Here is a 15,592-nt window from a genome sequence, read left to right as displayed (position 1 = left end):
AGTCATACCTTTTCCTATTCGCGCACAGATATCGACGAGCCTCGCACACGATCGGGAGAGCGCTTTAAACGAGCAAATCGGGGCTGCCCGATTTGGTTCCGCTGACAAGCGAGGCGCTTTCCATCGGTAACCATCCTTCCCAGCTCCCGCTTCCAGGGGGCAATGCGCGTGCAATCAGTGCGGTGGAATATTCAAGGGCGGTGGCGCGATGTGAGGTCTAAAGAAAAAGCATAGCAAGCCATGACTACATTTGCCCCAACTGCGCCATTCCCCGTCGGACTCACATCATCTCCGGGGCTGCTCAGTTTCGTTCCGTCGCTCAAGCGGGCCAGCCTATAGGGGCCCATGTCAAACTGCGTCGCCTCGTCCAGCACCAAGCGACTCACGAGGACCCCGGCGCCCGGCCCCAACCCGAAGCCGTGCCCGCTGAAGCCGGATGCGATCACGAGTCCGGGTCTAGCTTCGACCTTAGCAATGACGGGAACTAGGTCCGGCGTCGTGTCGATAGCGCCAGCCCACCCGTGCACAATCCGCAAGTCAGACAACTCGGGGAACACGGTCGCGACGTTTTGCAGAGCGCCCCGGAGCCATTCCTTATCCGGGCGTGGATTAAGCGCCCGCATTTTCTCGAACGGAGAGACGTCGCCTTCGCGCCAGGTCGCTCTGGCCTCTGGTCCGTGGAAGAAGCTTGATCCGACGCGAATCTTCAATTTCTTCTTGAGCTTGCTGCGGAACATCGTGTGAAAGCTCACCGAATGCCGTAAGTTTTGTGGCGCGAGCTCGACACGTCCGTAGCCCGGAACGGCGATGGTGTAGCCACCGTCGAGTCGTCGCCGTAATGCGAAGTCAGGCCCGGAAAAGCAACCTTCGATGACGCTTGGTGCTTTAGCCGTCCGCAAGGCCGTTCCAATGACATTGATGGTGGGCAGATTGATGCCGTGGTTCTGGCAGGACAAGGCGCTCCACGCGCCCCCTGCGAGAACCACTGTGTCGGCGGCGATGCGGCCGCGCTCGGTCCAAATGCCAGAGACGCGACCGGCGCTGGTCTCGAGACTCCGTACCGCACAGTTTTGATACACCTTCGCGCCAAGTCGTTGGGCGCCGCGTGCAATTGCGGGGCCGGCTCTGGAAGGCTCGGCGCGGCCATCCGTGGCGGACCACAGCCCCCCCACCCACTTCCCGCGCCCCGATGGAATGTGCGCTGCCAGCTCCCGGGCGCCAAGGATCTCACAGTTGAAGCCTACCTCGCGCGCCCGGGCGAGCCAAGATTCCCATTGCGCTACGTCGGACTGACGCTCCGTGCCGTACAAGATTCCCGCCTTGGGAAAGCCGACGTCCTCTCCGAGTTCCCCGCTAAGTTCGCTCCAGCGCCTAAGGCTCTGAATCGCCAGCGGCAACTCGTGCAGATCGCGATTCTGCTGACGCACCCAACCCCAGTTGCGACCCGACTGCTCGCCGCCGATGGCGCCTTTTTCGAGCAAAGCCACCAAAATGCCCCACCGCGCCAGTTCATATGCGGTGCAGACGCCGATGATGCCGCCCCCGATCACCGCGACGTCACAATCGCTCGGGAAACCCTTCGCTGTCCCTGACTTCGTCAATCTGTAACATTGTTCCCAATCGCTGAGTTAGCGTTCGCCTGAATCCGTCGGCATACGCATGAGCAACCGGGCCGCCCGAACATATATCTAAATCTTCTCATTCCGCCCTGCGTCGTTAATAGGACGATCCTGCTGTATTCGACAGGCTTAGGAGCCGCGTCCGAGGAACGCTGCCTGACGCCAGATCAGCCAGCACCTGTTCGGTGTCGCCAGTCATATGACCGCGCCCGCGTCCATGGACATAGTCGCGATCGGCACGTTGCGTGGACGCGGCCTGCGGACCGCTGAGCCTTTAACGGTAGTCCTAATTTCCGACGTTAAGACCGCGTTATGTCAATCGCTCGGCCCGGCGCGGGCCCATGACCTTCCGGTGGCCTGCCCGGTCGGCGTGATCCTAATTTTCTGACATCGAGTCCAGCGACCGTCCAACCTTCCGCCTTTTTGCGTCCTGCTTAATGCGGCCTCGCTCGCGCGTGCCTGACGGACTCGACCGTCCAGGGCGATCAAGAGGCCCAGCGACTCTAGAGCCGTCTCGTGTCGCAAGACGAGCGCCCCTCAGCCGCGACAAACGCAGACGCATCGGAGCGCAGAGTTCGAATATTCGGCTCATCTTCGATTCGTGCGACGCGGCTCTGCCCAAGGATGTTCTTGGCCTGATCTGGTAATCGCTTTCGAAAAACACGCGTTCTCAGGGCTCGAGCAAGCGATAAGCGCCGCCGGGTAGATCCGGAGAGACTCAAAAAACTCATGCGCGTGGCGCTGGCATCTCTGGCAGCGAAATACTGACGCCGCGCCGATGCCGTACCGAAAGCACCTGTACACACCTTTGAAGCATAAAACAGAGCTCGCGGCACGCCAACTGCCACGCAGATTCCCAGCCAGCAAATTCACGACGCCATCGCGCATCCTCAGCCGATTGGAAGGGCCCATGAAAAGGTACGCATGACTGGGTCGTTCGCGCGGTAGATCAACCAACTGATCGGATCCATGGCGTCGGACAGTCGCCGATTAACGGCGTGTGCCATTTTATTTCCGCGCGCTGCGTCATCCAACCAAGCGTTCGCTGTCTCGGCGCCCAGCTCGGCACCGATCATGGCCATCGGCACACCAGTCGAAAACATCGGGTCGAGAAACCCGTACGCATCAAGAAGCCGTCGCCGCTGCCCTCGCGCGAGCGATTGTTGAAGGTGGCGGGAGCCTCGAAGCATTGTCCTAGCACTGTCCTGGCGCCGTGCTGGTCGACGAACCGGACTACCACCTCGGTGACTCCTGAAAAAAAGGCGCCCGAGGGCGCTTTGAAGATCCAACTCACTCACATAGGAGTATCATTTCTTATCCGATTTGTTTCTTGGAGCAGGTTTTAAGAGCTTCAGGCGTCAAGGTAACCTTCGTCTCCCATTGGTTGATCTTCTTTGCTGAGAACCAGTGATTGATCTGCTCCACTGGAACCCCCGCGCCGTTTTGGTCATAAATCGCAGGTTGCTTGTTCGCGCTCGCCAATTTCGCTGTTTCGCGCATCGTCGCAACTCGTTGCGGGCCTTCTAGGAAATCATCAGCATGGCTTCCTGAAGCCTGCCAAACTGCGTAGCCGAACGTGCAGCCGACAGCAGCAGTTTGCTTGGTTTTGCCAGTACGGAAGTCGCGCTCTGCATCGGCATAGGCACGCTCCTCGAGCTTCGACGGATCGCGCGAGTTTCCCACGCAGTAACCGGCCGGGCCAGCGCCGTAACCTGACTTGAACGACTCCATGCTGCACGCGTAAGCGTCCTTGTATTCGCGTGCCTCCTTGTTCGGCGAGGCCGATGCGCAAACCGCGAAACTACCAAGCAATGTCGCAACGAGAAGTTTGCACATTGTTTCTCTCCATTGATCTTGTTGGAAAAACTGTTACCGCCATTTTTCGACTAGCGCACGAGAATCGCAGCCGAACGTTACCCAAAATCCAGTTTGCAAATCGAAAAGATCGGATTCTCTTCGAACGGGAATTCTAATTTTGTGCTTCTGCCAACTACAAAGTACGACAAGCTGAGGACCGCAATTGAACCAACAACGCTGCGCTCAACTCAATCGGCTTACCAGCGCCACGTTGTGTTTACGGATAAGGCCTGGCAGAAGGAAGATATCGACAAAGAGCCAGATACCCACAACGCCAAGCAGCGCGAAGCCAATGCCCGCGAACGTGAGTGCCGCGCCGATAAGCGACAGCACGAGTTGCAGGATGGCGCTCAGCGTCTTCCCGGCATAGAAACGATGCGCACCGAGATAGCCGAGAAAAAACCACAATAGAAACGCGACGACTAGGCTCTTTTTCTGTGCGTCGTACATCATCATCTGGCGGGACACATCGCTCATGAAACTCTCCTGGTTATCGACACATCGACTCAAAGTGACCGGACATACACACGATCTCAACGATAGTGCGCAAGCAATGCCTGGTAGCGAACGTCTTGCCGCAAGGACGCGAACTCGGGTGCGGCATCGATCTTGTCGAAGCCTCGGAAGCCTTGCTTCAAGGCTTCGTTGAGGTTATCGATAGCCGAATCCTGGTCGCCCTGCCGCGCGGCAAGCACGGCCTGATCGAACGCCGACGGACGGACCGGTCGATGCGGCACCTCGGGAGCGTGCTCGCTCAGCGATACCGGCGCAACCTGCACCGGCGGCGACGGCGGGCGCTGCGTTTGCACGGCGACGGCCGGCACGACCGCCGATGCCGTGACCGGCCCGGCAGCCTGAGCCTTGGCATCCTGCTGCGGCGCGGCTTGCGCCGCGATCGCATCGTGCACACGCCGGTAATAGACCTTCCCGAGCACCGGCGCGTCGAAATGGATACGATCGGGCCCGTCGAAGAAGAACGACACACCGACGCCGTATGGCAACTCCAGAACGGCCTCGTTATCCTTCTGGCTGATGCCGTTCAATGGAATCTGCGCCTCCGTGCCCGGCACCGCCACAGCCTGTTCGCTGATCACGATGTCAGGTCCGACGGGCAGATGCGCGCTGAATACGGTTGTACGCTCCGCCTGCCAGTGACCGATGATCGAAGGCCTGTCCTGCCGAGAACAGGCGGCCAGCATGAGCCCGCAGACAACCGTCAACGCGGTGTGTCGGAGGTTCATACCGTGTCCGGATGGTATTTCTTGAGCAAAGCCTGGAAGCGGGGATCCTTGCGAATGACATCGAGATCCGGATCTTTCGCCATTGCATCGAAATACTGGAAGCCGTTCAGAAAGCTGGCTTCGAACGATTTGAGCGCGTCGTCGGTGCGATCCTGCTTCAGACGAAGCACCGCGAGGTTGTAGTAGACGAGCGACTGCTTCGGGTCGCGTGCCTTCGCATCGTTCAATTCCTTTTCGGCCGAATCGAGCTTGCCCTGCGCCATGTCGGCGATGGCAACCTTGATCATTTCCTTGGCTGCCGCACGATTGCTCGCGGTCTCGGCGCCGGCGGCATCACCAGTCGTGAGCTGCGTTTCGCCCGCCTTGCGGTCGGCAGCAATATCTTCCGTCGTCGGTGCAATACCGGTGCTTGTCACCTTCGCGTCACTCGCGGTCGCGACGCTCGGCGTCGCCGGCTCCGAGACGGGCGCCGCCGCCACCGCCACCGGTGCAGCAGGTTCGCTCGCGGCTTGCACGGCTGGCGCGGCTTCCGCCGACTTGTGCGCATGCGAGACATACAACGCAGTTCCGCCACCGATCACCAGCACCGCAGCGCCGACAATCGCAGCGATCACTGGCGGCTTCACTTTCTTTGCGCCGCGCGCGTTCGGCATCTGCGGTTCGAGCAAGGTCTTGCAATCCGGGCAATGAAGATCATCGCCAGGACTGCGCTCGAAGAGTTCGCCGGTGTTGGCGCGTTCGCAATCGCCCAGCGTCGGGCATTTATACATGGCCATGTTGTTGTTTCCGCTCTTGTTCGTTCAATGTGCAATCGCGCTCAGACGGCCTGCGCCGTGGCAGCCGGCAGTCCGATGATGTCGCGAATCTGCGGCTTGAGCGCGACGATCGCCTTGTAGCCAGGATCGTCGGTGAACCCGCCGTTATCGACGAGCGTCTTGCGCGCGAACGCATCGAAGTCGCCGATCAGCTTCGTCTTCTCGTCGCGATGTTGCAACGTGCTCGCGATATGGCGCGTCACTTCCGCCTCGATCATCTTCTGCAGATCGTCCTTCTGATCGCCGTCGAACACGGCAGACCAGGTCCGTCCGTTCAGCACGCGATCAGTCGGCAGACCGTCGTCCTCGTAGACGAAGACCCATTCGGTTTCGCCCGTGACGCGATTCTCGCGCGAGCGGATCATCTGCAGCAAATGCGCGATCAGGCGATACGGCTTGCGTTTCGCCTGCGACGCAACTTCTGCGGACGTGCGCGCATAAAGCGGTGGCAGACGCTTGCCGTCACCCGCGCTGTGCAGCAGATGCAATTCGTTGAAGTCGGCGAGCAGGCCGTCGTAGTGGCGCTTCAGCACGGGCAGCGACTCGACGAAGCGCACCGGCATCAGCGATGCGATCTTCATGATGACGATCTCGTTCGAGAGCTTGCCCGAAGCGATCACCGTATCCGACGCCGAATCCTTCTGTTCCTCGAACATGCGTGTGAGCGAGGCATGAAAGTTCTTCTGGCTCTCGCATTCCGGCAGGAACACCGCGACCGTTTTCGCCGTACCGACAGAACCGCCCTGATTGTTCGCAACCGAGCGATCCACTTCCGTCTTGTTGTACTGGAGCATCGTGCCGGACTTTTCGTACAGACCGGACACGAAGGCCTTCAGTCCGCTCGGATTCGCATCGTATTGCTTCTGCAGACGCTCGACGATATTGACGTGCAACACGGGCTGGATCGACTTCGCAATCTCCGTGTGCGCGAGCTCGACGATGACCGCGGACGCCTGTGTAATCGTCGAGATGATCGCGCCGAGCGACACGCTGCGCACGAGCTTGTCGAAGGAATCGACTTCGGTGCCCGCCAGTTCGATGATCGACTGGCGCACCCTCTGGGTACGCGCAATCTGCGCCTGTTCGTCAATGACGAGGGCCTTCATGACACTGTTTATCGCGTTTCGATCGAAAATGCGTTGCTGATAAACAGCGTCCGCACCCGCGAGACGCGCGGCCTGTTCTTCGTGCACCTGCTCCGTCGCCGCCGCGAGATTCTGATGCAGCGAGTCGATGAGCCCGCGCAGCGTCATGAGTTCATCTTTGATGAACGGAATCAGACCGCACCCGAAACGCTGACCTTGAAGCAGCGTGCGAAGGGCAAACAGATCCTGATACTGCGTGGCGATATCCGTGAAGAGCCCGCCGCGCTTGTCCGTCAGATGCTTGCCGAGGAAGCCCACCTTGTTGAACTGTGCGCTCAGCTCATCGATACGCGCCTGGATCGCGACTTCGTTCGCCGTGCCTTTGGTCAGCTCTTCGTTGAAGACCTCGAGTCGTTCGTCGAGCATGTTCACGAGGGCATCGATGAACTGGCGCAACTGGATCAACGAGTGCGTTCCGATCTTCCAGTCCGAGAAGAGTTGCTTCTCGATCTGGCGGCTGACATGGCGCGCCATTTCGAGGCGGGCATTCGCCTTGATTTCGTAGAACTTGCGCACCCCGCCCATGGTCCGGTACGTTTCATCGAACACTTTGGCAAGACGCGAGCTCAGCGCATGAACCCAGGTCGTCTGCTCGAGCGTCGGATCAACACGGATCTCCGGTGCCAGGCGGCTCACAATTTGCTTCCAGTATTCGCGTGCGGGCTTCCACATCGCGTTGCGCGCGTCGTCGTCGAGGATGCCGGTCTCGAGCATCAGATGCGCGTCGCTCAGCAAGAGCTTCTGGATCACGTCAGCCTTGCGCGCTTCCGAACCCCAATCTTTCTGAACGGGCTCGTCGGCATAACCTTCGCCTTGACGGAAGTTGTTAAACATGAGCTGGCGCGTGGCCTGCTCGGCGAACCCATACGCGAGATATTCCTTGATCTCCTGCTCCGGCACGACGATCCGCTCCACGCCGAACGACAAAAACAACTTGGCGCGCGCCTTGCCGATGCCATCTTCGGATTCGAAGTTTTTGATATCGTTCTCGCCTTTTTCCGCACGCCCGAGGCCTTCCCACTGCTTGTTGAGCGTCTTCTGATAGATGAACTCGGAAACGATGCGCGGCAGTTCCGTGTCGACGTCAAACTGAAGATGATGTTCGTTGACGTTGTTGACGAGATAACACCCGTTGAAGTACGTGTCGTGATTCATCGGAGAGCCGTCCAGCACGCTCGGCGGATGATATTGCCCGACCGCCATCGCGTTGAGCTCCGCGAGCGCGCCATAGCCGTTCGCGTAGTAGTTCGAGAAGCCGGCCACGTTGCGCACGCGCTTCGAGTCTTTCTCCGGCAGCAGCGCGTAGATCAGGATGCGGTGCAGGTCGGCTTCCGGATACTTGTTGCGAATGAGCGCGACGGCATCGACGATGGAGCCGCTTCCGGTCCCACCCGCGAGACCGCAGACGATATGAATGGTCACGCCCTTGCGTCCCGGTCCTTGCTCGAGCACGCGCATGCGGTCTTCAACGGCCTTGACGAACTGCGCGGCATTCTGCGCGAACACCAGTCTGCCGAGCTTGCGGCGTTGCGCCGCGCCCGCGATACCCGGCTTCACGAAGTCGAAAATGCTGCGCGGCTCGATCCAGTCGCGCAGTCCTGGAAAGGACGCGGGATCGTCGAGCACGGGCCGTACATTGCTGGCCGTGTTGATCACATACTGGCTGCGTGCAAGCTCGATGTCCTTGCCCAGCACGCGCCATTCTTCGTGCTTGTCGAGTTCGTCGGTCGACGTGTCGACGTACAGATACTCGAAGCGCGCATCAGATGGCGAATTGCCTTCTACGTCGCGATTGCGTTCGACCGTCTTGCGCAGATTGCGGATGATCTTGCCGCCCGATCCACCTAGGCCAATGATGAGATGGTTGTGTTCCATGTGTCGACTCGTGTTGTTTTATCGGCTCGCCGGTGCCGGCGGAATCATTCGTGCGCGAGGTTGATCTTCAGATACAGGTTGGCGTCGGACGCCGTCGCCGGCTTGACCACGTAAGAGGCAACCTGGCCACCCGCGGCGGGCGCGGCATCGTCGCTGAATGCGATGCCCTTGGCCGCGTAGTTCGGCGCGGCCGCGGCGGCAACCGGCGCCGCGCACGCGGTCTCGTCGTCGGAGAATGCGATGCCCTTGGCCGCGTATCCCGTCTCCGCGCTGGCCATCTGCAACGGCACTTCAGCCGACGATGCAGGCGCGGGCGCGTTGGCGATCGCGCCGTTCGTCTGCGGCACGCAGGCTTGCGCGAGGGCCGGCGAAGAAGTCGATACGAAGTCGGGCGTCGAGCCGCCTACACGCTTGCGCAGATCGCCACGCACCTGTTCCGGCGACAGATAGACCATCAGCTTTTCCATGCCGGGCTTGTCGTCGAACACGAACGAGCCGCGCGCGGGAAGGAACACCACGCCCATTGCATCCACGAAATTGTCCTGTGAAGGCTGCGGATAAATCTGCGTGATCGAACCGTCCGGCCCCTCGTTTAGGATATACACGTACGACGGATGATTCACCTTGACACCAAGTTGGAAGTGTTCGCCGCTCCTGAAGACGCGCCGCGCGAGGACGTCGTGCGTCGAGCCATCCGGCTGTTTTAGCCGAATGAAATAGCTCGCGCCGACATTCGCGACCGCCTTGTTCGACACTTTGACGACACGTGCCTTTTTGGCGGGAACCGAAACGCCCTGATTCGGCTTGTTCTCTGCAACCGCGACTTCGTTGCTGCTGGGCGGAGCTGTGGAGGTCGCCACGGCGCGGACGTTGTCATCCTCGCCGAAGAAGAGCGATTTTGCGGTGTAGCCGTCTTCGGCCATGGCGTGGGTTGCGACGGTTGCGAGCGCAAGTGCAGCGAATGCATGACGCATGATGTATGTCTCCAGAATGCTGAAAGAAGCTGCTTCGGGATATTGGGCTATTGGATTTCGTTCAGATCGGCCGGTATCGTCGACCACTCGCGTGGCACCTGATGACGCTCGCCCTCCGATACCTCGATTGCCTTGCGCGACGTGAAGCTCTGCGCGTCGCGAAACGCGGGCGCCAATTGACCGTGGTACTGGTCCAGATAGGCGAACAGTGATTGCGTGAAGAACGAGCCCTTGAGAATCTGGCCGCCGGAGAGCGGGCTCTCGAACGTGCCGCTCTTCGGTCCGAGCGACTCCTCGTTCGGGCTCGTCGCGGTGATGATGTTGTATCCCGCGCGACTGCGATCGATCGCGGTGCGCGCCCGCGAAGCGCCAGACGGGCCGGCGCCGTCGTCGGAGAAGTGAATGCCCTTCGACGTGTAGCTGTCGCCGCTCCATGATGCGAGGGAGACGCCTGCATACTCGTTGCGATTGCCGTTCGTGCGACGCACATACGCGGCACTTTCGTCGACGATGTCATTGAGCATGTCGCCGCTATAGCACGTATCGATCACCACGCGGGTGACGCGACTCGGTTTGCGCGCGAGATCCTGAACCAGCGTATCGGGCACTGCATGTTGCTGGAAATGCAGGAGGATCTCTGTCCGATTGTTCGAGCGGACGGTCGTCTCGTCGCCCGAGTCGAAAGCCATGATCGACATCTTGCGATTGTCGCCACCGGCCGGGCTCGGCACCGGCATGTTGCCGTGACTCGATACGTAGATGAAGACTTCATCGTTCGGGCGGATCTGCGCGCTGAGTCGCGCGATTCCTGCTTCGATATTCGCCTTCGTCGCCTGCTCATTGAGCAACGACGTCACCTGATAGCCAGCACGGTGCAGATAGCGTTGAACGACCTCGGCATCATCGGCGCCCTGAATGTCGAGCAGATGATACGGATCCGCAAAATGATTGATGCCGATCACGAGCGCCCGCTTCACGGGCAGCGCAGCTTTCGCCGCCTGCGCGCGATTGAACGCGGCGAGCGCTTTGCCGGCATCGACTTCCCAACGCTTCTTGAGGATATGTTCCGGATAGAACGGCGAAGTCGACTTGATTCCGACGATCGACTGCACGATCAGGAACGCGGTATCGACTTCGTCCTCGTCCCGATACGTCCCGGTGAGTTGAATGCGCCCGGTGTTGTCGCGTGCCACGGTTGCCTGAGTGAGTCCGTGAGTGGCGAACTTCACTCTGATCTGCTGAACCAACGGCTCAGGGACGTTATACGAGTGATAGACATTTTGATAACCCGGCATGCTGCTGGCCGCGCAAGCGGTCAGCAGAACCGGGCCGATCAGGCACGCAAGGCGTGCAATAAGCCGTTTCATAGCAATCCGGGAGACGCACGCGCGCCTCCCCACCTCAAAGTGGATTTCGGAAAGAAGCCCCGGGCGGCGCTCTACTGAGTGACGGTGAACTGTTGCGACGCGACTGCCGTCGGGCTTCCGTCGGTCGTCACCGCCATCTGCACACGATATGTGCTCCCCGGCTTGGCGTCAGGAGGGATTGGAATGTGACTCACATCTTGTTGCTGACCCGGCTCAAGCGTGAGTTGCTGAGAGCTATGGCCCGGAAACGCGACTTCCTTTTCCTTGCCGTCCTCGATAACGAACAGCTTCCGGTCGATGGTCACCGGAGCGTCCGCGCCATTGGGCGTCATGACGATGAACGTGCTCGTGACCTCCGCCTGGCTATTCGGCGTGACCGGACCGGGCACTTGGATCGACTGCATCTTGGCCAGCGGGCCCTGCTTCGCGTTGTAATGGATTTCTTTCTTGATCTTGTCGTAGTCCTTGGTGCGGTTGAGCTTGGACTCCGGAATCCATGCGGGATTCTTCTTGTAGCAGGTTTCGTTTGCCGTATAGAAGGACGTTGCCCAACCTGCCACGCCACCTGCAACCGCGCCGATCAGTGCCGCCTTGCCTGCGTCTTCCTTCTTGTGAGCGACCAGCATGGCTCCAAGTCCCGCGAGCGCGCCCAGACCGGCTCCCTTCGCCGTACCGACGATCTGCTCATGCTTGACGCACGAATCGAGATCATCATTAGCGGATTCTTGTGCATGCACCCCGATACTTGCGAACAGCATTGCACTGGCAACGGCCGCGCAAACCGCTACCCGCTTTTCCCTCTTGGTCATTTCTCAGATCTCTCGCTTTGTTGTTGCTCATATGACGCATCGACCAAGCGATCTCTCGGTTTTTATCCGCTCGGCCGTGCCCGCGTTTTCTTGTGCTGCCTTTTTGCTATCGACACGCAAGACGCAAACTTTAGTGTTTGCTTAACTATTTCTGCAACTTTCGAAAAATGGCGCGTCTGCAACAACTCATCTCAGCGCAGATTACACTTCGATGAAAGCAATGTGAAAGAAAATATCTTGATAAATCAAGAGCGTAATGCGTTCCTTTGAACGCTTTACGCTGTGAGTGTCGAGGGCGTTTTTATCAAATTGATAAGCATCGAGCAAGCGATTATTGTTTGAGACAGCGGTCGGTATAGACATTGCGCTCGCGGCGCATCTTTGCTAGGCGTGTTTCGCGTTTGAAGCGCTTCGTCAAGACTAAGGCTCGCTCCAAAGGAAAAAAGGCCCGTCCCGAGCGTCAAACCCCCTTCAGCCTCTAGAACGAAAAAGGGCTACCAACGGTAAGAAGAGAGACCGCGCCAAAAACGGAGGCTCTATGCCGCCATATGATGAGCGTGATCGTGGCCCGCAGGCGCCGCATACCATCGCCCGAAACTGATCGCAACTGCTCAATCAGGACGGCCGTCGTCGCCTGCAGTAGGCCCCGGGCATGAGCCGGTGGCCACGCCATTTGGCGTCCCTTCACTGGACGCTTGCTTGACTTCCTGGTTAACCGCCGACTCGACGAAGCTCGAGGTGGATTTGCCCCCGTACCTCCAGACACAGCCTCACACTACGCTTGATGAATCGGTCCTGCGTCAGAACTCCCGTAGCGAGCGATATTCTAACGCTCTGTGAGAATGCATCTCGTTGTCGTGCTCCAACGCAATCGCGAGATTGCGTCAGCCGCGGCCCACGCACGGACTTCGTGCCATTGTGGACTTCAGGCGGCACCGTTTGTGAGGCCGCTTCCCGTTGCGTTCCTGTCGTTGAGATCATCGCGCCCGCGCTGCGGCGTCGACATTCAGAAACGCGCCATCTCCGAGTCCTACCCGCCACTCACCCTTTTGGAATTTTGGCGGTGACCAATCCATTGCAGCAGCGAACGATGATATCGGCGATTGCCGCTCAAGTTCGACGGTCTCATGCCGACAAAGAGCCTGTAATTCCATTCAACAAATCGATTTCAATCCTGTAAACCTAAATGCAGAGCTTGCAATTACCCACATCATAATGGAAAGTTTTGCTAACTGCGCCAAGTTAGGATACCTATGGATCGAAAATGATTGGTACCGGACAAGTAGATGGCGAGGACTGGATCAATCGCGAGGTGACGGATAGCAGCTTTCAAGATGCCAGGCTTCGCAGACGATTTCGAACACCGCCGCCTGTCACGAAACGCGTGCCCAAAGGCTGGCTGCGGAACGTGAGCTCGTCCGCGTCGACGAGCGCGCGATTGTCTCCCGCCGTGCTGCCGAAATCGAAGAGAAAATGCGCGCGGCCCGAATCGACCTTGAGCAGTTGCGTGACGAGCTGCGTGTCGCCAAACTCGACTGTCAGGAAATCGCCGCGCGCAAGTAAGGTCCGCAGACATAGCGCGATCTGCAGCGTATGCCGCTGCGCATAGCTGTCGTCGGTCTCCCACGCGTTCATTGTCGAGGCGCTTGCACCGCTCAGGGTAGGTTCGGCAATCATCGTGATTTCGTTATTCTGCTGGGTGGCCTGCCAAAGTATCGATCTCTTTGCTCCATCTTATCAAATTGATAAGCAAATGGCAGGGTGAGACATCACGTGCACGACGACCCTGGACCTGAGAGACGAGCGGCGACCTCGGGGCGACGGGGTCCGTCAATTATCTGGCCAGCTACGTGCTTTCGGGCCGCGCGGCACCGGCAGAAAATGCAGCAGCGCCTTGAGCGAGTAGATGACGATGACAGTTCCCGCCAGGTCGCCGACGAACATCGCAAGGAATCTCGACGTGATGTTCTGCGCGTCGCCTTGAAGATAGAACCAGATGTTGTGCAGCAATGAACCGGCGATCGCGTACGCCACGGTGAGGATCATCAGCCTGCCCGCCGTCAGATTCGAGAGCGATGCGTTCAGCCCGTAGGTCTCGCGCGCCAGGCGATAGACCGCATAAGGCGCGGCCGTCGCGATGATGCCGCCGACGAACGACCGCACCGGGTCATTGGGAAAGAAATAGAAGAAGTCGACGACCCAGCTCGCGAGCAGCAGTCCGAGCGCGCCGTCCGCGCCGAGCAGAAGCGTGCTGAGCAGACGGATGCCAGCGGGAAGATAGACCCAGTTCACCCCGCGCACGAACTCGGAATGAACGAAGATTTCCTGGTTGAGCCAGAGCGAACCGACGAAAAACAGCGCCGTCCCGACGACGGAACATAAACGAAGCAGAAACGAAGACATTGGCGTGGCGAGCCAGTAAGCGGCGGAGTATCTTACCGCAGCGCTCATCCGGCCTCACGGGCGGGCAACAAACGTTATGGCCGCGCCTTGCCAATAGCCCCGCTGTCCGCGTGCGCGTCGGCTGGCGGAAGCTCGCCGTAGCTCGCAGCGGGATCGAGCTGCGCGGCGATTCGCTCCAGCTCGGCGAGCAGCGAGCGCAGCCCCTCCTGCTGGAGCGGCGCGACGGCCGGGGCGTGCCGCAGCTCGTCGATGCGCTCGCGCCAGTACGACACCGGCCACGCGGCGCTTCGATGCCAGTGGCGTGAACGGATCATCCTCGCCAGATGATCGATTTCCTGCTCGATGAACGTCGGTGTGATGTAAGTGAGATCGCGTCGTTGAACCACGCTCGTGCCCCCGATAGCGGCTCGGGCAAGAGAAAGATCGATGTCTTCGCCAGGCCTTCGCTGTGTGAACTATCTTAGCACTTACTTATCACCCTGATAAATACTTGGGCCGCTCTCATAATTCGATTTTCGCCGATGCTATGATGAACGCCGTTCTCATTCAATCGATTCTTCATGGCCAAAAAGCGCGTCTTCGATGCTTATTTTCGCTTCCTGAATCTGGCTCAGGCTGTCCAGGCTTTGCCCTCCGTACCGAAGCTCGATGCCGCCGAGGAACGCTTGCTGGAAGCACTCACAGCGTCCTGGCATGCGGGTCATACGCTGACGGTCACGGAGACGATGGCCCTTTCGGTGGCGGGCGCGCCCGCCACCGTGCATCGCAAGCTGACGAACCTGAGGAACCAGGGTCTCGTATCCGTCGACGAGAGCAGCGACGATCTGCGCATCAAGACCGTGGTGCCCACGCGCAAGGCGCTCGACTACTTTGAAAAGCTGGCGGCGTGCCTCGAAGAGGCCAAGAAGCGTTGAACGTCGCGGGACGCCATATCACGAACATCGGCAACGAACGTTATAATTCGTCGCTTTCCCGCGCCATGGCGCAGTAAATTTTTCCACCAGGTCGTATTCCCATCGGAGAGCGGGGACGGCCGGCAGTGTCCGACAGCCTCCGCAGCAATCGCAGGCGTTGTGCTGCACCCAGTCTGCGATTGTCATGTCCGTCCCGCGTTTTGAGGTCGTCTCCCGCCGTCGTGCTTCGACGGCCGCGCGTCGTGTCCGTCTCGTTTTCGTTGGCGCGTTCGGGGCTTGCGTCCTTCCATCGTTGAGCGCGTGGGCCGCCGAAAGCGATCCGGCCGCGCAACAGCTCACCCCGATCATCGTCAAGGCCGAAAGGCAGCCCGCCCCCGAGCAGCGCACGCCGATCGCCATGAGCGTCTATGGCGATGCCTTCATCGAAAGCACCGGCCTCACCGATATCAAGTCCCTCGCCACGATCGCGCCCGACCTCAACTATGCGCAGGTGCAAACCGTCGTGCCGGTGCTCACGATTCGCGGCATCTCGAGCCGCGACACGACCGAGATCGGCGATCCGTCGGTGGTCGT

12 protein-coding genes and 3 pseudogenes are annotated in these 15,592 nt (G+C 59.6%); 2 read left to right on the top strand and 13 right to left on the bottom strand.

The window, feature by feature from the left end; all coding sequences use genetic code 11:
- Positions 1-293 precede the first annotated feature (293 nt).
- From PQR08_RS32315 to PQR08_RS32255, 13 genes and pseudogenes are all read right to left on the bottom strand, one after another.
- Positions 294-1,611 (bottom strand): annotated as a pseudogene (locus PQR08_RS32315) (NAD(P)/FAD-dependent oxidoreductase); the annotation flags it as partial.
- A gap of 1,322 nt (positions 1,612-2,933) precedes the next feature.
- Positions 2,934-3,455: a hypothetical protein gene (locus tag PQR08_RS32310; RefSeq protein ID WP_408163632.1), complete on the bottom strand. Its 522-nt coding sequence runs from the start codon at positions 3,453-3,455 to the stop codon at positions 2,934-2,936.
- A 204-nt stretch (positions 3,456-3,659) separates the two neighbouring features.
- A complete protein-coding gene (locus PQR08_RS32305) occupies positions 3,660-3,953 on the bottom strand; it encodes a TM2 domain-containing protein (protein WP_408163630.1) in 294 nt (97 codons plus the stop codon).
- A gap of 56 nt (positions 3,954-4,009) precedes the next feature.
- Entirely contained in the window at positions 4,010-4,717 is a 708-nt protein-coding gene (locus PQR08_RS32300; RefSeq protein ID WP_408163628.1) for a TPR end-of-group domain-containing protein, read from the bottom strand.
- A complete protein-coding gene (locus PQR08_RS32295; RefSeq protein ID WP_408163626.1) occupies positions 4,714-5,493 on the bottom strand; it encodes a tetratricopeptide repeat protein in 780 nt (259 codons plus the stop codon). Before PQR08_RS32295 ends, PQR08_RS32300 begins: the two co-directional genes overlap by 4 nt.
- Before the next feature lie 41 nt (positions 5,494-5,534).
- Entirely contained in the window at positions 5,535-8,552 is a 3,018-nt protein-coding gene (locus PQR08_RS32290; RefSeq protein ID WP_408163625.1) for a tubulin-like doman-containing protein, read from the bottom strand.
- A gap of 44 nt (positions 8,553-8,596) precedes the next feature.
- Positions 8,597-9,526 (bottom strand): DUF4384 domain-containing protein, encoded by a 930-nt coding sequence (locus PQR08_RS32285; protein ID WP_408163623.1) that lies wholly within the window; start codon positions 9,524-9,526, stop codon positions 8,597-8,599.
- 47 nt (positions 9,527-9,573) lie between these two features.
- Entirely contained in the window at positions 9,574-10,893 is a 1,320-nt protein-coding gene (locus tag PQR08_RS32280; protein ID WP_408163621.1) for a caspase family protein, read from the bottom strand.
- Between the two features lie 71 nt (positions 10,894-10,964).
- Complete coding sequence (locus tag PQR08_RS32275) at positions 10,965-11,702, bottom strand: hypothetical protein (RefSeq protein ID WP_408163619.1); 738 nt, start codon at positions 11,700-11,702, stop codon at positions 10,965-10,967.
- 536 nt (positions 11,703-12,238) lie between these two features.
- Positions 12,239-12,454, bottom strand: a pseudogene (locus PQR08_RS32270) (ISKra4-like element ISBte1 family transposase); the annotation flags it as partial.
- Between the two features lie 577 nt (positions 12,455-13,031).
- Positions 13,032-13,379 carry a flagellar regulator YcgR PilZN domain-containing protein gene (locus PQR08_RS32265; RefSeq protein ID WP_408163617.1) on the bottom strand — a complete coding sequence of 116 codons (348 nt, stop codon included), beginning with the start codon at positions 13,377-13,379 and terminating at the stop codon, positions 13,032-13,034.
- A 153-nt stretch (positions 13,380-13,532) separates the two neighbouring features.
- Entirely contained in the window at positions 13,533-14,105 is a 573-nt protein-coding gene (locus PQR08_RS32260) for a hypothetical protein (RefSeq protein ID WP_408163615.1), read from the bottom strand.
- Between the two features lie 74 nt (positions 14,106-14,179).
- Complete coding sequence (locus tag PQR08_RS32255) at positions 14,180-14,491, bottom strand: hypothetical protein (RefSeq protein WP_408163613.1); 312 nt, start codon at positions 14,489-14,491, stop codon at positions 14,180-14,182.
- 174 nt (positions 14,492-14,665) lie between these two features.
- On the opposite strand from PQR08_RS32255, the gene PQR08_RS32250 reads away from it, so the two are divergent.
- On the top strand, positions 14,666-15,019 hold the full coding sequence (locus tag PQR08_RS32250; RefSeq protein ID WP_408162374.1) for a winged helix-turn-helix domain-containing protein: 354 nt from the start codon (positions 14,666-14,668) through the stop codon (positions 15,017-15,019).
- Positions 15,020-15,311: 292 nt separating this feature from the next.
- Positions 15,312-15,592, top strand: a pseudogene (locus PQR08_RS32245) (hypothetical protein); the annotation flags it as partial.

The sequence above is a fragment of the Caballeronia jiangsuensis genome (assembly GCF_046030135.1).
Lineage (GTDB): Bacteria > Pseudomonadota > Gammaproteobacteria > Burkholderiales > Burkholderiaceae > Caballeronia > Caballeronia jiangsuensis.
This window is presented reverse-complemented; position numbering and strand designations above follow the sequence as displayed.